This is a genomic window from Pseudomonas taiwanensis DSM 21245, from assembly GCF_000425785.1.
GTDB classification, from domain to species: Bacteria; Pseudomonadota; Gammaproteobacteria; order Pseudomonadales; family Pseudomonadaceae; genus Aquipseudomonas; species Aquipseudomonas taiwanensis.
In genome coordinates this window covers 19,093-45,066 of the sequence record NZ_AUEC01000022.1, presented here as the reverse complement: position 1 = coordinate 45,066, position 25,974 = coordinate 19,093, and the positions used below count along the sequence as shown (strand labels likewise).

Annotated in this window: 22 protein-coding genes; 11 read left to right on the top strand and 11 right to left on the bottom strand. The window is 62.2% G+C overall.

Annotated elements, in window-relative coordinates:
• Window positions 1-50: 50 nt before the first annotated feature.
• From H620_RS0110440 to H620_RS0110395, 10 genes are all read right to left on the bottom strand, one after another.
• On the bottom strand, window positions 51-1,619 hold the full coding sequence (locus H620_RS0110440) for a SpoVR family protein (RefSeq protein WP_027907304.1): 1,569 nt from the start codon (window positions 1,617-1,619) through the stop codon (window positions 51-53).
• On the bottom strand, window positions 1,616-2,887 hold the full coding sequence (locus H620_RS0110435) for a YeaH/YhbH family protein (RefSeq protein ID WP_023382680.1): 1,272 nt from the start codon (window positions 2,885-2,887) through the stop codon (window positions 1,616-1,618). The genes H620_RS0110440 and H620_RS0110435 overlap by 4 nt, the downstream gene beginning before the upstream one ends.
• A gap of 119 nt (window positions 2,888-3,006) precedes the next feature.
• On the bottom strand, window positions 3,007-4,929 hold the full coding sequence (locus H620_RS0110430) for a PrkA family serine protein kinase (RefSeq protein ID WP_023382679.1): 1,923 nt from the start codon (window positions 4,927-4,929) through the stop codon (window positions 3,007-3,009).
• A gap of 282 nt (window positions 4,930-5,211) precedes the next feature.
• Window positions 5,212-5,544: a thiosulfate sulfurtransferase GlpE gene (glpE, locus tag H620_RS0110425; RefSeq protein ID WP_023382678.1), complete on the bottom strand. Its 333-nt coding sequence runs from the start codon at window positions 5,542-5,544 to the stop codon at window positions 5,212-5,214.
• Window positions 5,545-5,558: 14 nt separating this feature from the next.
• Complete coding sequence (locus H620_RS0110420) at window positions 5,559-6,425, bottom strand: symmetrical bis(5'-nucleosyl)-tetraphosphatase (RefSeq protein ID WP_027907303.1); 867 nt, start codon at window positions 6,423-6,425, stop codon at window positions 5,559-5,561.
• On the bottom strand, window positions 6,425-6,805 hold the full coding sequence (apaG, locus tag H620_RS0110415; protein ID WP_023382676.1) for a Co2+/Mg2+ efflux protein ApaG: 381 nt from the start codon (window positions 6,803-6,805) through the stop codon (window positions 6,425-6,427). Before apaG ends, H620_RS0110420 begins: the two co-directional genes overlap by 1 nt.
• A 145-nt stretch (window positions 6,806-6,950) precedes the next feature.
• Window positions 6,951-7,751, bottom strand: a complete 801-nt coding sequence (gene rsmA, locus H620_RS0110410; protein ID WP_023382675.1) for a 16S rRNA (adenine(1518)-N(6)/adenine(1519)-N(6))-dimethyltransferase RsmA — start codon at window positions 7,749-7,751, stop codon at window positions 6,951-6,953.
• Window positions 7,748-8,737 carry a 4-hydroxythreonine-4-phosphate dehydrogenase PdxA gene (gene pdxA / locus H620_RS0110405; protein ID WP_027907302.1) on the bottom strand — a complete coding sequence of 330 codons (990 nt, stop codon included), beginning with the start codon at window positions 8,735-8,737 and terminating at the stop codon, window positions 7,748-7,750. Before pdxA ends, rsmA begins: the two co-directional genes overlap by 4 nt.
• Window positions 8,734-10,053, bottom strand: coding sequence for a peptidylprolyl isomerase SurA (gene surA, locus H620_RS0110400; RefSeq protein ID WP_023382673.1), 1,320 nt, complete (start codon window positions 10,051-10,053; stop codon window positions 8,734-8,736). Before surA ends, pdxA begins: the two co-directional genes overlap by 4 nt.
• Complete coding sequence (locus H620_RS0110395; protein WP_023382672.1) at window positions 10,034-12,838, bottom strand: LPS-assembly protein LptD; 2,805 nt, start codon at window positions 12,836-12,838, stop codon at window positions 10,034-10,036. Before H620_RS0110395 ends, surA begins: the two co-directional genes overlap by 20 nt.
• A gap of 130 nt (window positions 12,839-12,968) precedes the next feature.
• On the opposite strand from H620_RS0110395, the gene H620_RS0110390 reads away from it, so the two are divergent.
• The 3 genes from H620_RS0110390 to H620_RS0110380 are packed head-to-tail and all read left to right on the top strand — an operon-like array spanning window position 12,969 to window position 15,410.
• Entirely contained in the window at window positions 12,969-13,976 is a 1,008-nt protein-coding gene (locus tag H620_RS0110390; RefSeq protein ID WP_023382671.1) for an aminoglycoside phosphotransferase family protein, read from the top strand.
• On the top strand, window positions 13,973-14,644 hold the full coding sequence (murU, locus tag H620_RS0110385) for an N-acetylmuramate alpha-1-phosphate uridylyltransferase MurU (protein WP_027907301.1): 672 nt from the start codon (window positions 13,973-13,975) through the stop codon (window positions 14,642-14,644). Before H620_RS0110390 ends, murU begins: the two co-directional genes overlap by 4 nt.
• Before the next feature lies 1 nt (window position 14,645).
• Window positions 14,646-15,410 (top strand): TerB family tellurite resistance protein, encoded by a 765-nt coding sequence (locus tag H620_RS0110380; protein WP_023382669.1) that lies wholly within the window; start codon window positions 14,646-14,648, stop codon window positions 15,408-15,410.
• Between the two features lie 63 nt (window positions 15,411-15,473).
• Here the strand turns inward: H620_RS0110380 and H620_RS0110375 are convergent, their stop codons facing one another.
• Complete coding sequence (locus H620_RS0110375; protein ID WP_023382668.1) at window positions 15,474-16,472, bottom strand: alpha/beta hydrolase family protein; 999 nt, start codon at window positions 16,470-16,472, stop codon at window positions 15,474-15,476.
• Between the two features lie 95 nt (window positions 16,473-16,567).
• Between H620_RS0110375 and H620_RS0110370 the strand changes: the two genes are divergently transcribed.
• From H620_RS0110370 to H620_RS0110335, 8 genes are all read left to right on the top strand, one after another.
• A complete protein-coding gene (locus tag H620_RS0110370) occupies window positions 16,568-18,955 on the top strand; it encodes a PAS domain-containing sensor histidine kinase (RefSeq protein ID WP_027907300.1) in 2,388 nt (795 codons plus the stop codon).
• A gap of 7 nt (window positions 18,956-18,962) precedes the next feature.
• Window positions 18,963-19,595, top strand: coding sequence for a response regulator (locus H620_RS0110365; protein ID WP_177325270.1), 633 nt, complete (start codon window positions 18,963-18,965; stop codon window positions 19,593-19,595).
• Between the two features lie 306 nt (window positions 19,596-19,901).
• Entirely contained in the window at window positions 19,902-21,026 is a 1,125-nt protein-coding gene (locus tag H620_RS0110360) for an ABC transporter ATP-binding protein (protein WP_023382665.1), read from the top strand.
• Window positions 21,027-21,066: 40 nt separating this feature from the next.
• Entirely contained in the window at window positions 21,067-22,101 is a 1,035-nt protein-coding gene (locus H620_RS0110355) for an ABC transporter substrate-binding protein (protein WP_023382664.1), read from the top strand.
• Between the two features lie 138 nt (window positions 22,102-22,239).
• Window positions 22,240-23,487, top strand: coding sequence for an ABC transporter permease (locus tag H620_RS0110350; RefSeq protein WP_023382663.1), 1,248 nt, complete (start codon window positions 22,240-22,242; stop codon window positions 23,485-23,487).
• An 11-nt stretch (window positions 23,488-23,498) separates the two neighbouring features.
• Window positions 23,499-24,326, top strand: coding sequence for an ABC transporter permease (locus H620_RS0110345; RefSeq protein WP_023382662.1), 828 nt, complete (start codon window positions 23,499-23,501; stop codon window positions 24,324-24,326).
• Window positions 24,327-24,458: 132 nt separating this feature from the next.
• Window positions 24,459-25,133 carry a ribulose-phosphate 3-epimerase gene (gene rpe, locus H620_RS0110340; protein WP_023382661.1) on the top strand — a complete coding sequence of 225 codons (675 nt, stop codon included), beginning with the start codon at window positions 24,459-24,461 and terminating at the stop codon, window positions 25,131-25,133.
• Window positions 25,130-25,948, top strand: a complete 819-nt coding sequence (locus H620_RS0110335; protein ID WP_023382660.1) for a phosphoglycolate phosphatase — start codon at window positions 25,130-25,132, stop codon at window positions 25,946-25,948. The genes rpe and H620_RS0110335 overlap by 4 nt, the downstream gene beginning before the upstream one ends.
• Window positions 25,949-25,974: the final 26 nt, after the last annotated feature.

Genomic DNA, 25,974 nt, shown 5'->3' with positions numbered 1-25,974 from the left:
CATAACTGCCCACAGGATACCCTGTTGGCAGTTATGGCGGTGCGTCGAGCTTAAAGGTGATGAACCACGGCCAGGTCCATGCGGCCATAATCGCCGCTGTCACTGTGCTCGCCGCGTGGCGGCATGTGGTGGGTTTTCATGACCTGGTCGCCTTGCACGGTTTCCAGGTGGATATCGAAGCCCCACAGCCGGTGCAGGTGCTTGAGCACTTCATCGGTGGAGTCGCCCAGTGGCTTGCGGTTGTGTTGCTGGTGGCGCAGGGTCAGTGAGCGATCGCCACGGCGGTCGATGCTCCAGATCTGCACGTTGGGCTCGCGGTTGCCCAGGTTGTACTGGGCGGCCAGTTGCTCACGGATGATCCGGTAGCCCGCTTCGTCATGGATAGCAGGCACCAGCAGGTCGTCGCGCTGGTCGTCATCGAGGATGCTGAACAGCTTGAGGTCGCGGATCACCTTGGGCGACAGGTACTGTAGGATGAAGCTCTCGTCCTTGAAGCTACTCATGGCGAACTTGATGGTTGACAACCAGTCGCTGCCAGCGATGTCTGGGAACCAGCGGCGATCTTCCTCGGTCGGGTTCTCGCACATGCGCCGGATGTCGGTATACATCGCAAAGCCCAGTGCGTAAGGGTTGATGCCACTGTAGTACGGGCTGTCGAAGCCGGGCTGGTACACCACGCTGGTGTGCGACTGCAGGAACTCCATCATGAAGCCTTCGGTGATCAGGCCTTCGTCGTACAGGTCGTTCATCAGCGTGTAGTGCCAGAACGTCGCCCAGCCTTCGTTCATCACTTGGGTCTGGCGTTGCGGGTAGAAGTACTGGGCTATCTTGCGCACGATGCGCACCACTTCGCGCTGCCAGGGCTCGAGCAGTGGCGCGTTCTTCTCGATGAAATAGAGAATATTTTCCTGAGGTTCGGCGGGGAAACGCGCATCATCGCGCTCATTGCCTTTCTCTGCGCTCTTGGGAATGGTGCGCCAGAGGTCGTTGATCTGCCGTTGCAGGTGCTCTTCGCGCTCTTTCTGCCGCCGACGCTCCTCTTCGGCGGAGATGGGGTAGGGGCGTTTATAGCGGTCGACACCGTAGTTCATCAGGGCGTGGCAAGAGTCGATCAGGTCTTCGACCGCATCGATGCCATGGCGCTCTTCGCACTGGGCGATGTACTGCTTGGCGAATACCAGGTAATCGATGATCGAGCTGGCGTCGGTCCAGGTGCGGAACAGGTAGTTGCCCTTGAAGAAACTGTTGTGGCCATAGCAGGCGTGGGCGATCACCAAGGCCTGCATGCACATGGTGTTCTCTTCCATGAGGTAGGCGATGCAGGGATCCGAGTTGATCACGATCTCGTAGGCCAGGCCCATCTGGCCGCGGCTATAAGACTTCTCAGTGCTGAGGAACTGCTTGCCGTAGCTCCAGTGGTGATAACCCAGCGGCATGCCGACGGACGCGTAGGCGTCCATCATCTGCTCGGCGGTGATCACCTCGATCTGGTTGGGATAGGTGTCCAGGGCGTAACGCTCGGCCAGCCGGCTGATTTCCCGATCGTAGGTCTGGATCAGCTCGAACGTCCACTCGGACCCGGTGGAAATGGGTTGGCGTCTCTGTGCTCTGGCGGTCATGTGGCTAACCTGCGCTGGAAGAGTTCACGGAAGACCGGGTAGATATCGCCGGCCGAAACCAACTGCTGCTGGGCGAATGTGTCGGGGAAGGCCTCGCCGATTCGCTCGTACTCGTACCACAACGCCTGATGCTCACGCGGGGTGATTTCGACGTAAGTGTAGTACTGCACGTGCGGCATGATCTGCTTGGAGAGAATCTCGCGGCAGATCGGCGAGTCGTCGTTCCAGTTGTCTCCGTCGGAGGCCTGGGCGGCATAGATGTTCCAGTCGCTGGCCGGATAGCGTTCGGCCATGATCTCCTGCATCAACTTGAGCGCGCTGGAGACGATGGTGCCGCCGGTTTCCCGAGAGTAGAAGAATTCTTCCTCGTCGACTTCGCGGGCACTGGTGTGGTGACGGATGAACACCACCTCGATGCGGTCGTAGTTCCGCTTCAGGAACAGGTACAGCAGGATGAAGAAGCGCTTGGCGATGTCCTTGGTGGCCTGGGTCATCGAGCCGGAGACGTCCATCAGGCAGAACATCACGGCCTTGGAGCTGGGGTTGGGTTGCTTGACCAGCAGGTTGTACTTGAGGTCGAAGGTATCGAGGAACGGCAGGCGGTTGATGCGTGCCTTGAGGCGTTCGATCTCGGCTTCGGTTTCCTGGATATCGGTGAAATTGTCAGGCTCTTCGACTTTCAGCCGTGCCAGTTCCGCCTGGGCTTCGCGCAGCAGGGCACGGCTGCTGCCGGTCAGGGCGATGCGGCGGGCGTGGGCCGAGCGCAGGGTGCGCACGATGTTGATGCGCGAGGGGTTGCCCTCGTTGGCGATACCCGCACGTACGGTCTTGAAGGTGTCGGCGCCCGTCAGGTGACGCTTGACCAGGTTGGGCAGCTCCAGGTCCTCGAACATGAATTCGAGGAATTCCTCTTGGGTGATCTGGAAGACGAAGTCGTCCATGCCCTCGCCAGAGTTGCCAGCCTTGCCGCGACCGCCACCACCGCCGCCACCCTGGGGCCGTGGTATGTGTTCGCCGGCAGTGAATTCCTTGTTGCCTGGGTGCACGATGGTCTGCTTGCCGCCACGACCGTGGTGCAGCACCGGCTCGTCGATGTCCCGTCCCGGAATGCTGATCTGCTCGCCATGTTCCATGTCCATGATGGAGCGGCGGCTCACGGCCTCTTCGACGGCTTTCTTGATGTGTTCACGGTAACGCCGCAAGAAGCGCTGGCGGTTGACCGTGCTCTTGTTCTTGCCGTTCAGGCGTCGGTCGATAACGTAGCTCATGGTCCCTCCGGTAGCTGGGAACAGCTGCACGCTTCAAGCTACGAGCTGCACGTAAAAGCAGCCGCCGCCGCCCGAGGCTGACTGGGCAGCCAAGGGCGCGCGGCGTGTAGCTTGCCGCTTTATTGCGATTTCCTGACCCGCAGATACCATTCCGACAGCAAGCGCACCTGCTTGTCGGTGTAACCACGTTCCACCATTCGGGTGACGAAGTCGTTGTGTTTCTGTTGGTCCTCCTTGCTGGCCTTGGCGTTGAAGCTGATGACGGGCAACAGATCCTCGGTGTTGGAGAACATTTTCTTCTCGATGACCACCCGCAGCTTCTCGTAGCTCAGCCAGCTCGGGTTCTTGCCATTGTTGTTGGCCCGGGCGCGCAACACGAAATTGACGATTTCGTTGCGGAAATCCTTCGGATTGCTGATGCCGGCCGGCTTCTCGATTTTCTCCAGTTCCTCGTTGAGGGCGATACGGTTGAGGATCTCGCCAGTTTCCGGGTCGCGGTATTCCTGGTCCTGAATCCAGAAGTCGGCGTACAGCACGTAGCGGTCGAAGATGTTCTGGCCGTATTCGCTGTAGGACTCCAGGTAGGCGGTCTGGATTTCCTTGCCGATGAATTCGATGTAGCGCGGCGCCAGGTATTCCTTCAGGTAGCGCAGGTAGCGTTCGCGCACTTCGGCCGGGAACTGTTCCTGTTCGATCTGCTGTTCCAGCACATACAGCAAGTGCACCGGGTTGGCGGCCACTTCATGGGGGTCGAAGTTGAACACCTTGGACAGGATCTTGAAGGCGAAGCGGGTAGACAGGCCGTTCATGCCCTCATCGACGCCCGCGGCATCGCGGTACTCCTGAATAGACTTGGCTTTCGGGTCGGTGTCCTTGAGATTTTCGCCGTCATAGACGCGCATCTTGGAGTAGATGTTGGAGTTTTCCGGCTCCTTGAGTCGCGAGAGCACCGTGAACTGGGCGAGCATCTTGAGCGTATCCGGCGCGCAGTGGGCCTTGGCCAGCGAGCTGTTGACCAACAGCTTGTCGTAGATCTTGATCTCGTCGCTGACGCGCAGGCAGTACGGCACCTTGACGATGTAGATACGGTCGATGAACGCTTCGTTGTTCTTGTTGTTGCGGAAGGTGTGCCATTCCGATTCGTTGGAGTGGGCCAGCAGAATCCCGGAGTAGGGGATCGCGCCGAGGCCTTCGGTGCTGTTGTAGTTACCTTCCTGGGTGGCAGTCAGCAGCGGGTGCAGGACCTTGATCGGCGCCTTGAACATCTCGACGAATTCCATCAGGCCCTGGTTGGCCCGGCACAGCGCGCCCGAGTAGCTATAGGCATCGGCGTCGTTCTGCGGGAATTCCTCAAGCTTACGGATATCCACCTTGCCCACCAGTGCGGAGATGTCCTGGTTGTTCTCGTCACCCGGCTCGGTCTTGGCGATGGCGATCTGGTTGAGGATCGACGGGTACAGCTTGACCACCTTGAACTTGCTGATGTCGCCGCCGAATTCCTGCAGGCGCTTGGTAGCCCAAGGCGACATGATGCTGTTCAGGTAGCGGCGCGGAATGCCGTATTCCTCTTCGAGAATGGCGCCGTCCTCGGCGGGATTGAACAAGCCCAGGGGTGACTCGAAGACCGGCGAGCCCTTGATGGCGTAGAACGGCACTTTCTCCATCAACTGCTTGAGTTTTTCGGCCAGCGACGACTTGCCGCCGCCCACCGGACCCAGCAGGTAGAGGATCTGTTTCTTCTCTTCCAGGCCCTGAGCGGCATGGCGGAAATACGACACGATCTGGTCGATGCACTCTTCCATCCCATGGAAGTCGGCAAAGGCTGGATAGCGGCGAATTACCTTGTTTGAGAAGATCCGCGACAGTCTGGAGTTGGTTGAGGTGTCGATCAGCTCGGGCTCACCGATGGCCAGCAACAGCCGTTCGGCCGCCGAAGCGTAGGCGCTACGATCCTCTTTGCACAGCTCGAGGTACTCCTGTAGCGAGAGTTCTTCCTGGCGTGTTGACTCGAAACGTTGTTGGAAGTGGCTAAAAATGCTCATGACGTCACCTCGCTCGATACGTGGAGACGACGCCGGATCAGTCAGCTGATGCTGGCATGCAAGCGGCTGGGCCGATTGCTGTATACCCCCCAGAACACCTTGTAACGCTACCGATGACCCGCACGCCGGTGTACCGGCTCTCCCCTTTTTTGGATGGCCTGCGCTTAAGGATAGTTGGTAATACGCAAGGTCAAGGTCGCGGGGCCGAGAAGTTGCTTTCGACCGTTCGTCAGAAAAGGCGCAAGCCCGCATGGGGCGCGGGCTGCAGCAAAAATGAAAAAATTATTCGGCGGAGCCTTGGGCAGTCTCGGCCGGGTAGGTGGCGCGCCACAGCTCAAAGCCGCCATCGACGCTGTAGACGTCCGAGAAGCCCTGGCCTACCAGATAGGCGGCAGCGCTCTGGCTGGAGTTGCCGTGGTAACAGACCACCAGGGTCGGGGCGTCCAGGTCGGCGTTGCGGATGAAGTCAGCGACCGAATGGTTGTCCAGATGCTTGGCGCCGGTGATGTGGCCTGCGGCAAAGGCTTGTGGGTCGCGAATGTCGACGACGACCGCACCTTCCTTTTTGCGAAGCTCCAAGGCCTGCTCTGGGGGGATGCGCTTGAATTCGCTCATGGGTACGGTTTCCTTCAGGGTTGGTCGTTCATTCTAGTGGGTTGTGCTGCTTGGCGTACGGTGCCGTCGTCGGCGCAGTCGCAGCGGTGGTATTCGCCACTGTCGAGGTTGTACAGGGTCATGGCGCCGCCCCACACGCAACCGGTGTCCAGGGCAATCACGCCGGGTTCGTCGACACGTCCTTCCAGGGCTGCCCAGTGGCCGAAGATGATCTTCACGTGGCGTGAGCGGCGGTCCTTGTGCGCGTACCAGGGCTTGTAGCCCTTTGGCGCCGTGCCAAGGCCTTCCTTGCTCTTGAGGTCGAGCTTGCCATCGGCGGTGCAGAAGCGCATCCGCGTCAGGTAGTTGGTGATGACGCGCAGGCGCTCGACGCCGGCCAGGCTCTTGCTCCACTTGTTCGGTTCGTTGCCATACATGCCATCGAGGTACAGCTTCAGGCGCTCATCGTCACGCAACACTTCCTCGACTTCGCCCGCCAGTTCAAGGGCCTTGCCGAGTGTCCATTGGGGGGGAATGCCTGCGTGGACCAGAGCGATGCCGCGTGGCTCGTCGTAATGCAGCAGCTTTTGCCGACGCAACCAGTCGAACAGTTGGTCGGCGTCTGGTGCTTCGATGATTTCACGCAGGGTGTCGCTTTTCTTCAGGCGCTCGACGTTGTGCCAGACAGCGAGCAGGTGCAAGTCGTGATTGCCCAGCACGCAGACCAGCGCGTGGCGGATCGAGTAGAGAAAACGCAGGGTTTCCAGTGATTCCGGCCCACGGTTTACCAGGTCGCCGACTAGCCACAGGCGATCGACGTCTGGGTTGAAGTTCACTCGTTGCAGCAGGCACTTGAGCGGTTGCAGGCAGCCTTGCAGGTCACCGACAGCGTAGGTGGCCATCAGTGCAGCGCCCCTGGCACCGCCAGACGGAAGGGGGCGATCTGGGCGTCGAAGCGCTTGCCGTCTTCGGCGAACATCTGGTAGCTGCCCTGCATGGTGCCGACACGGGTGCTGATCACCGCGCCGCTGCTGTAGGTATGGCTCTGGCCGGGTTCGATGGTCGGTTGCTGGCCAACCACGCCTGCGCCGCGAACCTCCTCTACCTCGCCGTCACCGTTGGTGATCAGCCAGTGACGAGACATCAGCTTGGCTTTGACCAGGCCGTTGTTCTGCACGGTGATGGTATAGGCGAAGGCAAAGCGACTGTTTTCGGGGTCGGATTGGTCTTTGAGATAACGGGTCACGACGCTGACGTCGATCTTGTAGCGGGGATCGGACATGCAAAGGCCTTGGGAGAACTGACGCAATAATGCAGTCTAGGCCATTGAGCGGGGGGAGGGCCAGCGGTAGAAGGGCTCGGGGATCGGTGTTGTCAGGGCCGCCCCTATCGCCGGCTTGCCGGCGATAGGGGAGGTACAAGCGATATCAGGCTTGCTGATCCGCCAACTGGTCAGCCAGGCGCACGAAGGCCGCCAGGTCCAGTTGTTCAGGGCGCAGGCTGCCGTCCACACCCGCAGCTTCGATGGCCGCGCTGTCGAGCAGGCCTTTGAGGGTGTTGCGTAGGGTCTTGCGGCGCTGGTTGAAGGCTTCGCGCACCACGCGTTCGAGCAGTTGCGCATCCTTGGCCGGGTGCGGCAGCACTTCATGGGGGACCAGGCGGACGATGGCCGAATCCACCTTCGGTGGCGGGTTGAACGCGCCCGGGCCGACATTGAACAGGTGCTCCACGCGGCAGTGGTACTGCACCATGATCGACAGACGGCCCCAATCGCCACCGCCGGGGCCAGCGGCCATGCGCTCGACCACTTCTTTCTGCAGCATGAAGTGCATGTCGCGAATCAGCCCGGCATGGCTGAGCAAGTGGAAGATCAGCGGGGTTGAGATGTTGTAGGGCAGGTTGCCGACTACCTTAAGGCTGCGGGGCGGTACGCCCAGCTGATTGAAATCGAACTTCAGGGCATCGCCCTGGTGCAGGCGGAAATTATCGCGACCGGCGAACTTGTGCTGCAGGATCGGCACCAGGTCCTTGTCCAGTTCGACCACATCCAGTTGTGCGCCGCTGCCCAAAAGGCCCTCGGTGAGTGCGCCTTGGCCCGGGCCGATTTCCAGCAGGTGTTCACCCGCCTTGGCGTTGATGGCGCGCAGGATGCGGTCGATGATGCCGGCGTCGTGCAGGAAGTTCTGGCCGAAGCGCTTGCGCGCGCGGTGTTGGTAGTGCTCGTTCATGGTCGGTTCTCGGCCATCTGGTAGGCGGTTTCCAGCGCGACCCGCAGGCTGCCGGTGTCGACCTTGCCGGTACCGGCGAGGTCCAGGGCGGTGCCGTGATCGACCGAGGTGCGGATGATCGGCAGGCCCAGCGTCACGTTGACCGCGGCGCCGAAGCCTTTGTACTTGAGTACGGGCAAGCCTTGGTCGTGGTACATCGCCAGCACCGCGTCGCAGTGCTCCAGATATTTGGGGGTAAACAGGGTATCGGCTGGCAGCGGGCCACGCAGGTCCATGCCTTCGGTGCGCAGGCGTGCCAGGGTTGGTTCGATGATGTCGATTTCTTCGCGGCCCAGATGGCCGCCTTCACCCGCATGGGGGTTGAGCCCGCATACCAGGATGCGTGGCTGGGCGATGCCGAACTTGTCGCGCATGTCAGCGTGGAGAATGCGGATGACCCGCTCCACGCGCTCGGCGGTGACGGCATCGGCGATATCGCGAAGTGGCAGGTGCGTGGTCACCAGGGCCACGCGCAGCCCGTGTGTGGCCAGCATCATCACCACTTGGGCGGTATGCGTCAGTTCGGCGAGAAACTCGGTATGGCCGGAAAAGGCGATACCGCTTTCGTTGATCACACCCTTGTGCACGGGGGCTGTAATCATCCCGGCAAAATGCCCGTCGAGGCAGCCTTGGCCAGCGCGCGTCAGGGTTTGCAGGACGAAGGCGGCATTGGCCTTGTCGAGCTGGCCTGGTACCACGGGCGCTGCCAGGGGGGTATCCCATACGTACAGGCTACCGGCAGGTGCGGGCTGGTCGGGCCACTGGCCCGGCGCAACCGGCAGCAGATCGACCGCCAACCCCAGCTGCGTGGCCCGCTCGGCGAGCAGGTCACGGCTGGTGATGGCAATCAGGGGATGGGGCTGGGCGTCGGCGGCGAGCAGCAGGCACAGGTCCGGGCCTATGCCTGCTGGTTCACCGGGGGTGACGGCGAAGCGCAGCGGCTTCACTGGGTGGCCTGGTCGGCGCCAGGCAGCTTGATTTCAACGTAGGCTTCGTCGCGGATCTGGCGCAGCCAGGTCTGCAGCTCTTCGTCGTACTTGCGGTTACGCAGAACGTTCATCGCCTGCATTTCGCGAGCTTGCTCGGTGCTGTCGGTGGCGCGACGGCCCAGCACTTCCAGAACGTGCCAGCCGTACTGGGTCTTGAACGGCTTGGTCACTACGCCTTGCTGGGCGTTGGCCATCTGCTCGCGGAACTCGGGAACCAGGCTGTTCGGGTCGACCCAGTTGAGGTCGCCGCCGTTGAGCGCCGAACCCGGATCTTCCGAGAAGCTCTTGGCCAGCTCGCCAAAGTCTTCGCCATTCTTGATGCGCTCGTAGAGGCGCTCCGCCAGTTGTTCGGTCGCCGCTTCGCTGCGGATTTCGCTCGGCTTGATCAGGATATGGCGCACGTGGACTTCGTCACGCAGCACGTTCTCGCTACCACCGCGCTTCTCTTCGAGCTTGATGATGATGAAGCCGCTGGGAATGCGAAGTGGCTGGGTGATGTCGCCAGTGGACATGGTGCTCAGCAGCTTGGCGAATTCCGGCGGCAGTTGGCCCGCTTTACGCCAGCCCATCTCGCCGCCTTCCAGGGCGTTTTCGCTGGCTGAGTTGGCAATCGCCATCTGGCCGAAGTCCGCGCCTTGTCGCAGTTGCTGGTACACGTCGCCAACCTTGCGGGCAGCGTTCTGGATGTCTTGCGAATTGGCGCCTTCCGGGGTCGGGATGAGGATGTTGGCCAGGCGATACTCTTCCGACATCTGCATCTTGCCCAGGTCCGAGGCAAGGAAGTTCTTCACTTCCTGCTCGGAGACCTGGATGCGCTCGGCCACACGGCGCTGGCGCACACGGCTGATGATCATCTCGCGCTTGACCTGCTCGCGGGCGTCATCGAACGACAGGCCGTCGTGGGCCAGGGCTGCGCGGAACTGGTCCAGGGACATGCCGTTGCGCTGGGCAATGGTGCCGATGGCCTGGTTCAGTTCTTCATCGGTGATGCGGATGCCGGAACGTTCGCCGATCTGCAGTTGCAGGTTCTCGACGATCAGGCGTTCCAGTACCTGCTGCTCCAGGGCGCCGGTCGGCGGCACGCCGCCGCCGCGCTTGGCGATGGTTTGTTGGACTTCGTGGACACGTTGGTCCAGTTGGCTTTGCATGACCACGTCGTTGTCGACGATGGCCACCACACGGTCCAGAGGTTGCACCGCGGCGTGAACCGCGCTGCTCAGCAGTGCAGCGCCCACCAGCAGCGGGCGCAGACGATCAATAAGCTTGGTCTTCACGTGTACGGTAACCTTGAATGCCTTCATCGAGGAACGACTCGACCTTGTTGCCTACCACGCCACCGAGGCCTTTCAGCACGATTTGCAGGAAGATGCCATGGTCGCCTTTTTCGTTGTCCGGAACGGCCTGGCTGAAGTCGTCGTAGTCGATCCAGTAACGGTTGATCAGGCGCAGCTTCCAGCAGCAGTTGTCATACTCGAAACCGCCCATGGCTTCCAGGGTGCGGTTGCGGTTGTAGTCGTGCTGCCAGCGAGCGATGACGCTCCACTGCGGGACGATCGGCCAAATGACGGAGAAGTCATGCTGCTCGATCTTGTAGTAGTCCTTGATGTAGTTCGGGCTGCCCGGAGTGCCGTAGTCGCCACCGCCGACCTGCCAGGTACCGGTCAGCTGGTCATAGCGGACCAGGTCGTTGCGGTAGCGATAGCCCAGGTTGACGATCTTGTTCGGGTTGTCTTCCGGCTGGTAGTGGAACACCGCGCTACCCGAGCGAGGGCTGTGGGTGTCCGGGTCCCAGTTGTAGTCGGCGTTCAGGCGCCAATCGCGGTTGAAGGCGAACATGTACTCAAGTGCGTACGGCGAGACATCGGTCTGCGAGTCCGAACGGGTACGCCAGTCGATGCCTGGCATCTGCACCTTGCGGTCCTGGAAGTACAGGGCCTGGCCGACGCTGACGCGCTGGCGCTCGAAGCCGTTTTCTTCGATCCAGCGCGAGGTCACGCCCAACGACAGCTTGTTCTCGTCGCCGATGCGGTCGCCACCGCTGAAGCGGTTGTCGCGGAACAGCGAGCTGTAGTTGAAGTAGGTTTCGCTGGTGTCGAAGACCGGGATGTCTTTCTGGTCCTCATACGGCACGTAGAGGTAGAACAGACGCGGTTCGAGGGTCTGGCGGTAGTTCTTGCTGAAGTACTGGGTGTCGCGGTCGAAGTACAGGCCGCTGTCGACACTGAATACCGGAACGCTACGTTCCTGGCTGCTGGAGAAGTCGCCGCGCAGGTCACGAGTAGTGGCGCTGGCGTTGGCCAGGTCGGTCTTGCCCTTGCTGTCCAGGTCCAGGTCGTAATGGGTGTAGACGTACTTCAGCGTCGGCTTGAAGAAGCCATAGCTGGCTTCCATCGGCAAGCTGACGGCAGGCGCCAGGTTCAGACGGGTGCCGTTGGCACGAGCCAGGCCGAAGATGTTCTCGTCGAGCCTGCGGCCATCTGCGCCAGCAGTGGTATCGAGCACGCCATCTTCATTGAACACCGGACCGGTTTTCAGATCACGATCAAAGCGAACCGCCTCGGTCTTGTAAGTGAAATCCAGGCCACCCGGGTTGTACGGCAACTTGCCGTCGAAGGTGATCTGCGGCAGACGATCATACGGCGTGATCCGGGAGATGGTCGCCATCTCGTAGGCATGCACATTCAGGCGCGCGCGGTAGGTGTCGCCACGGTAGGTCAGTGCCCCCTGCTGGTTCACCACGTCACGGCTTTCAACACCGATCTGGTCGGTTTCCAGGTCCTGGAAGTAGAACGGATCGCTGATGTCGGTGTAATCAACCTCAGTCATCAGGCGCTCGTCCAGGCCACCTTTGTGCTGCCAGTTGATCATCCAGCGCTGATCCTTGTAATCAGTCTGGTCCTTGCGATCGTCGTTCTTGTCGTTCAGGTACGCACCGCCGAACTGGCCTTCGCTGGACTTGGTCAGGTAGCGGAACTCACCTTCCATCAGCAGGCCACGCTTGGTCATGTAGCGTGGGTACAACGTGGCGTCGTAGTTCGGGGCCAGGTTGAAGTAGTACGGCGTGACCAGCGTGAAGCCGCTGTCACTGGTCGAGCTGAACGACGGCGGCAGGAAGCCGGACTGGCGACGGTCGTCGATCGGGAAGTAGATGTACGGTGTGTAGAACACCGGGAAATCCTTGACCCGCAAGGTGACGTTGGTCGCGGTACCGAAGCCGGTGGCCGGGTTCAGGGTGATGTTGTTGCCCTTCAGCTGCCAGGCATTGCTGCCCGGTTCGCACGTGGTGTACGTACCATCCTTGAGGCGGATGATGGCGTTTTCGCCACGCTTGGCGTACAGGGCGTTGCCGCGGATATGCGACTTGTGCATCACGTATTCGGCGTTATCGACCTGGGCCTCGCCGGTGTCGAGCTGGATCTGGGCTTCGTCGCCAACCACCAACGAGCCATTGTCGCGAATCTTGACGTTGCCCTTGAGCTCGCCACGGTTCTCGGCCTGATACAGGTTGGCTTCGTCGGCTTCGACCTGCATGCTGCCCTGGCGCATGACCACATCACCGGCGAGCGTCGCGATCTGCTGCTCCTGCTGGTACTTGGAGACCTTGGCGTTGATGTAGGTCGGCGACTCGTCCTTGGGCGTGGTGTCGGCCATGCCAGGACGGGTCGGTTCGATATAGGCGCCACCGCAATACGGGCCGGTTTCGGCCAGCTGGGCTGCGGTGAGCTTTTCGCGCGGAACCCAGTCCAGGTGACTGTAGTCTTCGCTACGCGACTTCAGGCCGCGGCCCTTGCTCTCGGTGACCAGCACAGGCTTGTCGCCGGCATCGGCGGCTTCGGCCTCGGTACCGGAACTGACGGCAGCACCTTCGTGCACCGGGCGCGGCGGAAGGTTGCTGACAGGGGTTTTGGGCTTGCAGTCCCAACCACCGGAGGCGGACACTTGGCAGTCAAACTGCTCGGCTGCCACCACGTACGACGTGGCCAGAGGTTGCAGGGCCAGCAGACCGCCGGTCACCAGCAACGGAAACTTTCTACGAAACGCGGGGGATTTCAATGCCATCTTATTAGTCCGGGCTTCCTGCGTGCCATCTGCCCGCGTGTGGGGCCGCACGCCTCTCGATGGTCTGAAAAAGATGCTGGATAATAAAGCATGACCCGCTTGACGGCTAGGGCCGTCGGAGACCCTTGTAATGCCTGATCACGATGTACGCCTGCAACAACTGACTGTCTGGCTCGCCGAGCAGCTCGAACAACTTTTCCATATCAACGCCGCTGAGGGCAGCCTGACCGCCGCCAGCAGCGACGCCAGCTTCCGCCGCTACTTCCGCTGGCAGGGCGCGGGCCAGAGCTTCGTGATCATGGATGCGCCACCGCCGCAGGAAAATTGCCGGCCCTTCGTTGCCATCGACCACTTGCTGGCCAGCGCCAATGTCCATGTGCCGGTGATTCACGCCGAAGACCTGGAGCGTGGCTTCCTGCTGCTGGGCGATCTGGGCCGTCAGACGTACCTGGACGTCATCGACGCCGATAACGCCGACAGCTTGTTCCACGACGCCATCGACGCGTTGCTGGCCTTCCAGCGCCTACCAATGGATGCACCGCTGCCGAGCTATGACGATGCCTTGCTGCGCCGTGAAGTCGAACTGTTCCCGCAGTGGTACGTGGGGCGTGAGCTGGGGCTTGCCTTCAATGAAACCCAACAAGCTACCTGGAAGCGCGTCAGCCAGATGCTGATCGACAGTGCCCTGGCCCAGCCAAAGGTGCTGGTGCACCGCGACTTCATGCCACGCAACCTGATGCAGAGCGAGCCGAACCCTGGTGTGCTGGATTTCCAGGACGCGGTCTACGGTCCGGTGACCTATGACATCACCTGTCTGTTCAAGGATGCCTTCCTCAGCTGGCCGCAGGCCCGGGTAGAGGGCTGGCTGCGCGACTACTGGGAGAAAGCGCGGGCCGCGGGTATTGCGGTGCAGGACTCGTTCGAGGCGTTCCAGCGCGCCAGCGACCTGATGGGCGTGCAGCGCCACCTCAAGGTGATCGGTATCTTCGCCCGGATTTGCCATCGTGACGGGAAACCACGCTACCTGGCCGACGTTCCGCGTTTCTTCGCCTATATAGAGGAAGTGATTGGTCGCCGGCCCGAATTGGCGGAACTGGGTGAGCTGATCGCCGAACTGAAAGCCGGAGCGCGTGCATGAAGGCAATGATCCTGGCGGCTGGCAAGGGTGAGCGGATGCGTCCGCTGACCTTGCATACGCCAAAGCCCCTGTTGCCGGTCGCCGGCCAGCCTCTGATCGAGTACCACCTGCGCGCCCTGGCGACCGCCGGCTTCACCGAGGTGGTGATCAATCACGCCTGGCTCGGCCAGCAAATCGAAAACCATTTGGGTGATGGCCGTCAATTTGGCCTGAGTATCCGTTATTCGCCCGAGGGCGAGCCGTTGGAGACTGGGGGCGGTATCTTCAAGGCCTTGCCGCTGTTGGGCGAAGCGCCGTTCCTGCTGGTCAACGGCGATGTGTGGACCGATTACGACTTCGCGCGCTTGCGAGCGCCGCTGCAGGGCCTGGCGCATCTGGTGCTGGTCGACAACCCTGGCCATCACGGGCGCGGCGACTTCCGCCTGGTAGGCGAGCAGGTGGTCGATGGCGACGACGCGCCCGGAACGCTGACCTTCAGCGGCATCTCGGTACTGGCACCGGCACTGTTCGACGGTTGCGAGCCGGGCGCGTTCAAGCTTGCCCCGCTGTTGCGCCAGGCCATGGGCCAGGGCAAGGTCAGTGGTGAGCATCACCCTGGCCATTGGGTCGATGTGGGCACCCGCGAGCGCCTTGCCGAGGCCGAGCGTCTGATCCTCGAGCGCACCTGACATGTGGTGGCCGAGCACGGTGATAGGGGCTGGGGCCGGGTTTGCGGTGGCCAGCATTCCCGGTGCCTTGCTGGGGGCTTTGCTGGGCCAGGCCATGGACCGGCGCCTGCGTTTGCAAGGTTGGGAGGACATGCGCGAGCGCCTGGGTGGCCGCCCGGCCTTGCGTGATGAGGAGTTGTTGTTCGTTCTGCTTGGGCGTCTGGCCAAGAGCGATGGCCGGGTGGCGGAGCAGCACATTCAGCAAGCGCGACAAGAAATGGTGCGTTTGGACTTGGCTGAACCCGCCAGATTGCGCGCCATCGCTGCGTTCAACCGGGGTAAGTCCGGCAAAGACCGGCTAGCGGGGCACCTGCGCCGTATTCGCGAGCAGCCGCATGCGGCGGAAGGTACGTTGCGCGCCTGCTGGCGAATGGTCTGGGCCGATGGCAAGGCCGGTCAGCGCGAGCGTGACTTGTTGTTGGACTGGGGCCAGAAGCTGGGGCTTAGCCGGCGTCAGGTACAGGCGATGTCGCTGGAGTACGAGCCGCGTAAATCCAGTGTCCAGGGTGGCGCCATGACGTATGCGGCGGCCCTGCGCCTATTGGGGGTCGAGGCCGACACCGAAGGCGCGCAGGTCAAGCAGGCGTACCGTCGGTTGGTAAGCCGGCATCATCCGGACAAACTGGCAGGCAGCGGAGCCAGCCCGGCCCAGGTGCGTGAAGCGACCGAGCGAACTCGCGAGCTGCACCTGGCCTATGCGTTGATTCGCAAGCGCCGCGGGCTTTGACGCCCAATCCTGCAAAGACCCCGCGCCGGCTTGCCGGCGATAGGGCAGAATGGCCTGGGCTGATCACTCCTGTGGGCTGATCCACCCGCGCACCCGTCGGAACAGTTGCTCCTGTTCGGCTGCCTGGTTGCCCGGAATCGCCGTCAGCGTCAACTGTCGGTACTGGCTGTCCTTCTGCCGCTTGCTCGCCTGCAGACGCTGTGCGGCGGCCCGACTGTCGCCGGCTCGGGTAGCGTAATAAAGGTCGGCGGTCGGTACTTTCAGGCTCGGTGCCAGGCTGTCCAGGCTGTGCTCGACTCGCGCCGGTGTCTGCGGCGTAACCATTACAAGCTTCTGCACCTGGGGTGGTTGTTTTTCACTCAGGTAGCGCGCCGCCCAATATGCCCCGCTGCCATGGCCGATCAGTACGATACTGCGGGCATTTTGCTGCTGTGCATAAGCCACCGCAGCGTCGAGGCGGGCGAAGATGCGCTCGGCGTCAGCCACATCGGCCTGCTGGTCGGCCTCTTCGGCATTGGTGCTTTCAGCGGTGTCGGCGTCGGCTGCGGTGGCCTGGGCGACGTTGGCATTGGCATCGTCTGGTGTGGCCTTGGCCGGTGCGCTTTCGCCCTTGGCTTGTTCAGCGGGGGTGGCCGGCTTTTCTTCGACCCGTGCCAACGGGCTGTCGGCGAGCAGGTCTGGCAGGGTAATGCTCAGGCTGTGCCAGCCGACATCCGGGAACTTGCGCCGTAGCGGCCCCACCGCGTTGGGCCAGTCGGCCGTTTCGCCGGCACCGGGTACGATGATTACCGCGCCTTGTGGGTCACCGTCGTTAGCCGGTTTCCAAAGGGCCAGAAAACTGTCCGCACCCGCTTGCAAGGTGCGTTGTTCGGCTTTGGGCACCAGGCGCTCCAGGGCCAGGGCATCTTCCTGGCTGCGTTCGAGCAAGGGGGCGCGCGAGGCGGCGGTGGCCGGCGTTTCGGTTGCGGCCTGCGGTTGTTCGGCGTCGGCTGCCATGGCGCCGAACGGTAGAAGCGAGGCCAGGCAGCACATTGCCAGCGTCGTGCGATAAAGTGTGGACATGAATCAACCCAAGGCCAGAATGATCCCGGCAGCCTAATAGTATTTGCCCGCGACGGCCATGCTGCATGGCCGCCCTTGCCAAGACGAGCGTGTAGATGAAGCGAGTGCGTCGCCTGTTGGTTATCGGCTGGTTATGGCTGCCCTTGATCGCCTTTGCTGGGTCACAGGCGCCTGCGCCGGTGGCACTGGAACCGGCCCAGCAGCAATGGCTCGAGGCCCATCGCAGTTTGCGGGTCGGCATTGTGCTGCAGGCGCCCTATGCCCAGTTCGACCGGCGCCTGCAGCAACTGTATGGGGCCAACGTCGAACTGGTGAACGGGTTGGCGCAAGCGCTGCGCCTGGATCTGACCTGGCGCAACTTCCCCGACCAGTCCAGTCTCGAGCATGCCCTGCAGGCCGGCGAGGTGGATTTCGCCCCCGGCCTGACCCAGACGCCGGCAAGCCTGCGCTTGTGGCTGTTCAGCGACCCCTACATGCGTGTGCCGCAACTGGTGGTAGGGACACGTACCGGCGCAGTGGCTGTCGAGCTGGAGAAGCTCGGGGCTCATGAGCGTGTAGCGGTACGCATGCCGAGCGCACTGGCTGATTATCTGCGTGGCAACTACACCAACCTTAACCTGCAAGGGGTGCCCAACGAGCGCGAGGCGCTGCAATTGGTGGTCGGCGGCCAGGCCAGCTATGCAGTGGTGGATGAAGCCCAGCTCAGTCGGCTGTCTCGCGAAACTGAGTTCGGCGAGCTGGCGGTGGTCGGCGATATCGGTCTTCCGCAACTGCTGCGCATCGGTTCGCGCCGCGACTGGCCACTGCTGGCCGATGTGCTCGAACGCGGCGTGCAGGCCATGCCGGCCAAGGAGCTGGAGCAGTTGCACCAGCGCTGGCTGCAGCCCAAGTATCCCCGCTTCAGCGAGTCGGCCGGCTTCTGGCAGAACCTGACATTACTGTTGGGCCTGTTGCTGCTGTGTGCCCTGGCTACCTTGGCCTGGCAGCGTCGCCAGCAGCGCCAGGTCGAGCGCAGCCTCCTGGCCGCCCGCGAAACCCTGGCGCAACGCCAGACCCGCGAAGAAGCCCTGCGCCTGAGCCAATTCGCCATCGACCAAAGCACGGTGGGGATCCTGTGGGTTAACTGGGACAGTCACATCCGCTATGCCAACCATGCTGTCGAGCGCATGCTCGGGTATGGCGAGGCACAGTTGTTGGACCGTCCGCTGATCGACTTCGAGCCGAGCCTGAACATGGACCGCTGGCTGGACTTGTGGCGGGCGGCGCGTGCTGGCGATGGCGGCGTCAGGCAGTTCGAGACGCGTTGCCTGCATGCCGACGGCAGCCTGATTCCGGTCGAGTTGTCGCTGAGTTTCCTGCGCTTTCGCGATGCCGAGTACTTGGTCGTGTACCTGGCTGACGTCACCGAACGCCATCGCGCCTTGGCGGCGCTGCGTGAAAGCGATGCGCGGCTCAAGGGTATCGCGGGCAACGTCCCAGGGCTGGTGTTCCGACTGGAACCGGACCCTGCCGAGGGCGACCTGGAGTTTCCCTACATCAGCGAGGGCAGCGAGGCGCTGGTGGGTTATACGCCCGCGCAGATCCAGCATCCGCAAATGGGCTTGCGTAACCTGGTCCATCCAGAAGACCGGGCGAATTATCATCAGGTGCAGGACCTGGCCATCGCCTCAGGGCAGGACTGGTCCTGGCAAGGGCGCATCCTGACCCGTGAGGGCGAAGAGCGTTGGGCCGACATCAAGGCCAGTGCCCGGCGCCTGGCCAGTGGTCGGGTAGTCTGGGACGGCATCGTCTGGGACATTTCCCAGAGCAAGCAGGCCCAACTGGCCCTGGCGCGGTCCCAGGAGCAACTGCGTGAGTTGTCGGCGCACCTGGAGAGCGTGCGTGAGGAAGAAAAGGCGCGTATCGCCCGGGAAGTGCACGACGAACTGGGGCAGATGCTCACCGTGCTCAAGCTGGAGTTGTCGATGTGCGAACTGGCCTATGCCGAACTGGACCCCGGCCTGAACGAGCGCCTTGCCAGCATGAAGCGCCTGATTGCCCAGTTGTTCCAGTTGGTGCGTGATGTCGCCACTGCCTTGCGGCCGCCCATTCTCGATGCCGGTATCGCCTCGGCCATCGAGTGGCAGGCCCGTCGCTTCGAAGCGCGCACGCAGATACCTTGCCTGGTGCAAGTGCCGGATAATCTGCCAGCATTGAGCGATGCCAAAGCCACAGGGCTGTTCCGCATCCTCCAGGAAGCCCTGACCAACGTCATGCGTCATGCCCAGGCGCACAGCGTGGAAATCGAACTGGTGCGCGAGGCAGGGCAGTTGCGCATGACGGTCAGTGACGATGGCGTGGGCTTTTGTCGCGACCAGGCCCGACCGACCTCGTTCGGTCTGGTGGGTGTGCGCGAGCGGGTGCTGATGCTTGGTGGCAGCATGACCCTGGACAGTGAACCGGGCGAGGGCACCAGCCTGAGCGTGGCCATTCCGTTGGAGTAGGAGAACGATCGTGATTCGAGTGTTGGTGGCCGAAGACCACACCATTGTCCGTGAAGGCATCAAGCAGCTCATTGGCCTGGCCAAGGACATGCAGGTGGCGGGGGAGGCCAGTAACGGCGAGCAATTGCTGGAAACCCTGCGCCATACCCCCTGCGAGGTGGTCTTGCTGGATATCTCCATGCCCGGTGTGAATGGCCTGGAAGCCATCCCGCGGATACGCGCGCTCAACGACGCCCCAGCGATTCTCATGCTGTCGATGCACGACGAAGCCCAGATGGCGGCGCGCGCGCTCAAGGCCGGTGCGGCGGGCTATGCCACCAAGGACAGTGACCCGGCCTTGCTGCTGACTGCCATACGCCGGGTGGCTGGAGGTGGGCGCTACATCGACCCGGCCCTGGCCGACCGCATGGTGTTCGAGGTAGGCCTGACCGAGACTCGGCCGTTGCACACGTTGCTCTCCGAGCGTGAGTTTTCCGTGTTCGAGCGCCTGGCTCAGGGGGCCAACGTCAATGACATCGCGCAGCAGCTGGCGCTTTCGAGCAAGACCATCAGTACCCATAAAGCGCGGCTGATGCAGAAGCTCAAGGTCAACTCGCTGGCAGAGCTGGTGAAGTACGCCATGGAGCACAAGCTGTTGTGACTGTTCTGGTTGCGACAGCAACGATCCGAGGTACGGCTGTGCACGCTGCAGGAGCGGTTTTACCGGCGAAAAGCGCCTGGCCTGCCGTTTTGTAGCGCTTGGGCTGGCGTCTTCGCGGGTGGACTCGCTGCCACACAGCGGTGGCATTTGGCCTTCGGGCTATCTCAATTCCGCCATCTTTGTAGGGCAATCCCTACAAGAAGTCTTCCATCCGGATGATGGCATTCTCTCAGTGCCCCCGATTTTCGGGGGCTTGCACCTTGTCTAGTCTGTATCCACGCAGTCATCCAACAAGAAGGTGCAGGCATGAGCGAGGCGAATTCGAACGCGGCCACCAGCGAGACGCTGGTCAGCTTCCGTGGTGTGCAAAAGAGCTACGACGGCGAGTCGCTGATCGTCAAAGACCTCAACCTGGACATCCGCAAGGGTGAGTTCCTGACCCTGCTGGGCCCTTCCGGTTCGGGCAAGACCACCAGCCTGATGATGCTGGCCGGCTTCGAAACCCCTACCGCAGGCGAGATCCAGCTGGCCGGTCGCTCGATCAACAACGTGCCGCCACACAAGCGCGACATTGGCATGGTGTTCCAGAACTACGCGCTGTTCCCGCACATGACCGTGGCCGAGAACCTGGCCTTCCCCCTGACCGTGCGCAACCTGAGCAAGACTGACATCAGCGAGCGGGTCAAGCGCGTGCTGAACATGGTCCAGCTCGATGCCTTCGCCAAGCGCTACCCCGGGCAGTTGTCCGGCGGCCAGCAGCAGCGCGTGGCATTGGCCCGGGCACTGGTGTTCGAACCGCAGTTGGTATTGATGGACGAACCGCTCGGGGCGCTGGACAAACAGCTGCGCGAACACATGCAGATGGAAATCAAGCACATCCACCAGCGGCTGGGTGTGACCGTGGTCTACGTGACTCACGATCAGGGCGAGGCGCTGACCATGTCTGACCGGGTAGCGGTGTTCCATCAGGGCGAGATCCAGCAGATCGCCGACCCTCGCACCCTGTATGAAGAACCCTGCAATACCTTCGTCGCCAACTTCATCGGCGAAAACAACCGCATCAACGGCACGTTACTGGGCAGCGATGGCAAGCGTTGCCAGGTGCAGCTCGGGCGTGGCGAGCGGGTCGAGGCGCTGGCGGTGAATGTCGGCCAGGCCGGCGAGCCGGTCACGCTGTCTATCCGTCCTGAACGCGTGCGCCTGAACGGCCACAGCGAACGCTGTGTCAACCGCTTCTCTGGCCGGGTGGCCGAATTCATCTATCTGGGCGACCACGTGCGTGTGCGCCTTGAGGTTTGCGGCAAGGCTGACTTTTTCGTCAAACAGCCGATTGCCGAACTCGACCCGGCGCTGGCCGTGGGCGATGTGGTACCGCTGGGCTGGGAGGTGGAGCACGCCCGCGCGCTCGATCCGATTGCCGAAGCCCATTGATGGAGTGTTTCACCAACCCTGTACTGTGGAGAGAATAAGAATGCGCAAGCAGTTGAAACTGACCGCCCTGGCCCTGGGGCTGTTCGCCGCCGGCCAGGCCATGGCGGCGGACCTGACCGTGGTGTCGTTCGGTGGTGCCAACAAGGCGGCCCAGGTCAAAGCGTTCTACGAGCCGTGGGAAAAGGCTGGCAACGGCAAGATCGTTGCGGGTGAGTACAACGGTGAAATGGCCAAGGTCAAAGCCATGGTCGACACCAACAGCGTGTCCTGGAACCTGGTGGAGGTGGAGTCGCCAGAGCTGGCCCGTGGCTGCGACGAGGGGATGTTCGAGGAGCTCGACCCTGCGCTGTTCGGCAACGAAAGCGACTACGTCAAGGGTGCCATCCAGCCTTGCGGTGTCGGTTTCTTCGTGTGGTCCACGGTACTGGCCTACAACGCCGACAAACTCAAGACCGCGCCGACCAGCTGGGCTGATTTCTGGGACACCAAGAAATTCCCAGGCAAGCGCGGCCTGCGCAAGGGCGCCAAGTACACCCTCGAGTTCGCGCTGATGGCCGACGGTGTTGCGCCGAAGGACGTCTATCAGGTGCTCGGTACCAAAGAGGGCGTGGACCGTGCCTTCAAGAAACTCGACCAGCTCAAGCCAAGCATCCAGTGGTGGGAAGCCGGCGCCCAGCCGCCGCAGTACCTGGCTTCGGGTGACGTGGTCATGAGCTCGGCCTACAACGGCCGTATCGCCGCGGTGCAGAAGGAAAGCAACCTGAAGGTGGTGTGGAACGGCGGTATCTACGACTTCGACGCCTGGGCCATTCCGAAGGGCGCCAAGAACGTCGAAGAGGCGAAGAAATTCATCGCCTTCAGCGTCCAGCCCGAGCAGCAGAAAACCTACTCCGAGAACATCGCCTACGGCCCTGCCAACTCCAAGGCGGTACCGCTGCTGGCCGATGCGGTGAAGAAAGACATGCCGACCACACCTGAAAACATTGCCAACCAGGTGCAGATCGACGTGGCCTTCTGGGCTGACAACAGCGAGCAGCTGGAGCAGCGCTTCAACGCCTGGGCGGCGAAGAAGTAATCGACTTGGAGCCGCTGCGCGGCTCCTACAGGTCCGTAGGAGCCGGCTTGCCGGCGATGGGCTGCACCACAGCCTCAACCTGTCGCCGTTACCCGGCGGCGACAGCGCCCCCCGTTTTTCTGTTTCGCGGAGTTCGCCATGGCCATTGCAGTGCCCCTAAACGAAGGCGCAGGTCCAAGTCTCAAGCAGCGCCTCAAGCACGCCGAGCGGGTCAACCGCTGGAAGGCGCAGGCGTTGATCGCGCCGCTGGCGCTGTTTCTCCTGCTGGTGTTTCTGGTGCCGATTGCGGCGCTGCTGTACAAGAGCGTCGGCAACCCGGAAGTGGTGGGCGGCCTGCCGCGTACGGTCGAGGTGATCAGCCAGTGGGACGGCAAGAGCCTGCCTGGCGAGGACGTCTATAAGGCGCTGAGTCAGGACCTGGCCGAATCGCGCAAGAACCAGACATTGGGCGACCTCTCCAAGCGCCTGAACATGGAGCTGGCCGGCTACCGCAGCCTGTTGGCCAAGACTGCACGGGCACTGCCGTTCAAGGCCGAGCCTGCTTCCTATAAAGATGCCTTGCAGGCCCTCGACGAGCGTTGGGGCGACCCGGCCTACTGGCAGGCGATCCGTCGCAACACCAGTTCGGTCACCTCGTTCTACCTGCTGGCTTCGCTCGATCACCGTATCGATGACCTCGGTGAACTGGCCAAGGCCACCCCCGATCAAGCCATCTACCTGGATATTTTCGCCCGCACCCTGTGGATGGGTGTGGTGATCACCGCCATCTGCCTGGTGCTGGCCTACCCGCTGGCCTACCTGCTGGCCAACCTGCCGACCCGGCAAAGCAACCTGCTGATGATCCTGGTGCTGCTGCCGTTCTGGACCTCGATCCTGGTGCGGGTAGCGGCGTGGATCGTACTGCTGCAATCGGGCGGCCTGATCAACAGCGCGTTGATGGCGATGGGCATCATCGATGAGCCGTTGGAGCTGGTGTTCAACCGTACCGGTGTATACATCTCGATGGTTCACATCCTGCTGCCGTTCATGATCCTGCCGTTGTACAGCGTGATGAAGGGCATTTCGCCGAGCTACATGCGCGCGGCGATCTCGCTGGGTTGTCACCCGTTCGCCAGCTTCTGGCGTGTGTACTTCCCGCAGACCTACGCGGGTGTGGGCGCCGGCTGCCTGTTGGTGTTCATCCTGGCGATCGGCTACTACATCACCCCGGCGCTGCTGGGCAGCCCGAACGACCAGATGGTCAGCTACTTCGTGGCCTTCTATACCAACACCAGCATCAACTGGGGCATGGCCACCGCACTGGGCGGGCTGTTGCTGCTAGCGACCGTGCTGTTGTACCTGATCTATAGCTGGCTGGTCGGCGCCAGCCGTCTGCGCCTGAGCTGAGGAGCCTTGTCATGCTGAGCCCTTACATGTCGCCCGTGGAGCGGGTCTGGTTCTACAGCCTGCGCATTCTTTGCGGCCTGATCCTGCTGTTTTTGGTATTGCCGGTGCTGGTGATCGTGCCGTTGTCGTTCAACAGCGGCAGTTTCCTGGTCTACCCGCTGCAAGGCTTCTCGCTGCAGTGGTATCACGACTTCTTCGCCTCGGCCGAATGGATGCGCGCGCTGAAGAACAGCATCATCGTCGCCCCGGCGGCTACCGTGCTGGCCATGGTGTTCGGCACCTTGGCATCCATCGGCCTGACGCGTGGCGACTTCCCCGGCAAGTCGCTGGTGATGGCACTGGTGATTTCGCCGATGGTGGTGCCGGTGGTGATCATCGGTGTGGCCAGTTACCTGTTCTTCGCACCGCTGGGGATGGGCAACAGCTTCGTGTCGTTGATCCTGGTGCATGCGGTGCTGGGTGTGCCGTTCGTGATCATCACGGTATCGGCCACCCTGCAGGGCTTCAATTACAACCTGGTCCGGGCGGCAGCCAGCCTAGGCGCCTCGCCGCTGCTGACGTTCCGTCGTGTGACGCTGCCACTGATTGCGCCGGGCGTGATCTCGGGGGCGCTGTTCGCGTTCGCCACCTCGTTCGATGAGGTGGTGGTGACGCTGTTCCTGGCGGGCCCCGAGCAGGCGACCCTGCCGCGGCAGATGTTCAGCGGGATCCGCGAGAACCTGAGCCCGACCATTGCCGCGGCGGCGACCTTGCTGATTGCCTTCTCGGTAGTGTTGTTGCTGACCCTGGAGTGGTTGCGTGGGCGTAGCGAGAAGCTCAGAACTCAACAACCCGCCTGATCATGGGGTGGCGGTACCGACCTCTTCGCGGCGTTAGTTGTTAAGAGGTCGGTACAGGTTGATGCTAATCAGCCCCGATCCGTTTCCCTGAGTTACAATGCGCACCACCGTGATTCTGCCAACAGGTGCGCCATGCAGCCCTACGCTATTGCCCCCTCCATTCTTTCCGCCGATTTCGCCCGTCTGGGCGAGGACGTCGACAAGGTATTGGCCGCTGGGGCCGACATCGTTCACTTCGATGTCATGGACAACCACTACGTCCCCAACCTGACCATCGGCCCGATGGTCTGCAGCGCGCTGCGCAAGTACGGTGTGACCGCGCCGATCGACGTGCACCTGATGGTCAGCCCGGTCGACCGCATCATCGGCGATTTCATCGAGGCCGGCGCTACCTACATCACCTTCCACCCGGAAGCTTCCCAGCACATCGACCGTTCGCTGCAACTGATCAAGGACGGCGGCTGCAAGGCTGGACTGGTGTTCAACCCGGCCACCAGCCTGGACGCCCTGAAGTACGTGATGGACAAGATCGACATGGTCCTGCTGATGAGCGTCAACCCAGGCTTCGGCGGGCAGAAGTTCATCCCCGGCACCCTCGACAAACTGCGCGAGGCCCGTGCCCTGATCGACGCCAGTGGGCGTGATATCCGTCTGGAAATCGACGGTGGCGTCAACGTCAACAACATCCGTGAAATCGCCGCTGCTGGTGCCGATACCTTCGTTGCCGGCTCGGCGATCTTCAACGCCCCGGACTATGAGCAAGTCATCGCCACGATGCGCGCCGAACTGGCCCAGGCACGCCCATGAGCGGCTTCGAGCAGCTGTTCCCAGGGGCGCTGCCCAGGCTGGTGATGTTCGATCTGGACGGTACCTTGATCGACTCCGTCCCCGACCTGGCCGCCGCTGTGGATCGTATGCTGCTCGAACTCGGGCGACCGCCGGCTGGCCTCGATGCGGTGCGCCAATGGGTGGGCAATGGTGCCCAGGTCCTGGTGCGCCGTGCGCTGGCCGGCGATATCGAGCATGAGGGTGTGGATGAGGCACTGGCCGAGCAAGGGCTGGCGCTGTTCATGGACGCCTATGCCCAAAGCCATGAGCTGACGGAAATCTACCCCGGTGTGAAGGACACCCTGCGCTGGCTGAGCAAGCAGGGCGTGGAGATGGCGTTGATCACCAACAAGCCCGAGCGTTTCGTCGGCCCTCTGCTGGACCAGATGAAAATCGGTCGATATTTCCGCTGGATCATCGGCGGCGACACCTTGCCCCAGAAGAAGCCAGACCCAGCCGCGCTGTTGTTCGTCATGAAAATGGCCGGCGTTGCCCCCGAGCAGTCATTGTTCGTCGGCGACTCGCGCAGCGATGTGTTGGCGGCCAAGGCGGCAGGGGTGAAGTGTGTCGGCCTGACCTATGGCTACAACCACGGTCGGCCGATTCACGACGAATCACCCAATCTGGTGGTCGACGACCTGCGCGCCCTGCTGCCTGGTTGCGTAGACCCGGCCACTGGGATAACGTTGGCGGACCTTCAAGCCTCACAAGACAGAGAGTCCACCGTGGCGGTTACTGGCAAATTCTGGATGAAAGTCATCAAGGCCCTGGCCCGTTGGCGCTGGCGCGCCTGACTTCTGCCCACCGGCGCCTGCCGGTC

Coding starts and splice junctions, on each gene's coding strand:
- H620_RS0110440 (WP_027907304.1), bottom strand. CDS start 1,619: ATGACCGCCAGAGCACAGAGACGCCAACCCATTTCCACCGGGTCCGAG.
- H620_RS0110435 (WP_023382680.1), bottom strand. CDS start 2,887: ATGAGCTACGTTATCGACCGACGCCTGAACGGCAAGAACAAGAGCACG.
- H620_RS0110430 (WP_023382679.1), bottom strand. CDS start 4,929: ATGAGCATTTTTAGCCACTTCCAACAACGTTTCGAGTCAACACGCCAG.
- glpE (WP_023382678.1), bottom strand. CDS start 5,544: ATGAGCGAATTCAAGCGCATCCCCCCAGAGCAGGCCTTGGAGCTTCGC.
- H620_RS0110420 (WP_027907303.1), bottom strand. CDS start 6,425: ATGGCCACCTACGCTGTCGGTGACCTGCAAGGCTGCCTGCAACCGCTC.
- apaG (WP_023382676.1), bottom strand. CDS start 6,805: ATGTCCGATCCCCGCTACAAGATCGACGTCAGCGTCGTGACCCGTTAT.
- rsmA (WP_023382675.1), bottom strand. CDS start 7,751: ATGAACGAGCACTACCAACACCGCGCGCGCAAGCGCTTCGGCCAGAAC.
- H620_RS0110395 (WP_023382672.1), bottom strand. CDS start 12,838: ATGGCATTGAAATCCCCCGCGTTTCGTAGAAAGTTTCCGTTGCTGGTG.
- H620_RS0110390 (WP_023382671.1), top strand. CDS start 12,969: ATGCCTGATCACGATGTACGCCTGCAACAACTGACTGTCTGGCTCGCC.
- murU (WP_027907301.1), top strand. CDS start 13,973: ATGAAGGCAATGATCCTGGCGGCTGGCAAGGGTGAGCGGATGCGTCCG.
- H620_RS0110380 (WP_023382669.1), top strand. CDS start 14,646: ATGTGGTGGCCGAGCACGGTGATAGGGGCTGGGGCCGGGTTTGCGGTG.
- H620_RS0110375 (WP_023382668.1), bottom strand. CDS start 16,472: ATGTCCACACTTTATCGCACGACGCTGGCAATGTGCTGCCTGGCCTCG.
- H620_RS0110370 (WP_027907300.1), top strand. CDS start 16,568: ATGAAGCGAGTGCGTCGCCTGTTGGTTATCGGCTGGTTATGGCTGCCC.
- H620_RS0110360 (WP_023382665.1), top strand. CDS start 19,902: ATGAGCGAGGCGAATTCGAACGCGGCCACCAGCGAGACGCTGGTCAGC.
- H620_RS0110355 (WP_023382664.1), top strand. CDS start 21,067: ATGCGCAAGCAGTTGAAACTGACCGCCCTGGCCCTGGGGCTGTTCGCC.
- H620_RS0110350 (WP_023382663.1), top strand. CDS start 22,240: ATGGCCATTGCAGTGCCCCTAAACGAAGGCGCAGGTCCAAGTCTCAAG.
- H620_RS0110345 (WP_023382662.1), top strand. CDS start 23,499: ATGCTGAGCCCTTACATGTCGCCCGTGGAGCGGGTCTGGTTCTACAGC.
- rpe (WP_023382661.1), top strand. CDS start 24,459: ATGCAGCCCTACGCTATTGCCCCCTCCATTCTTTCCGCCGATTTCGCC.
- H620_RS0110335 (WP_023382660.1), top strand. CDS start 25,130: ATGAGCGGCTTCGAGCAGCTGTTCCCAGGGGCGCTGCCCAGGCTGGTG.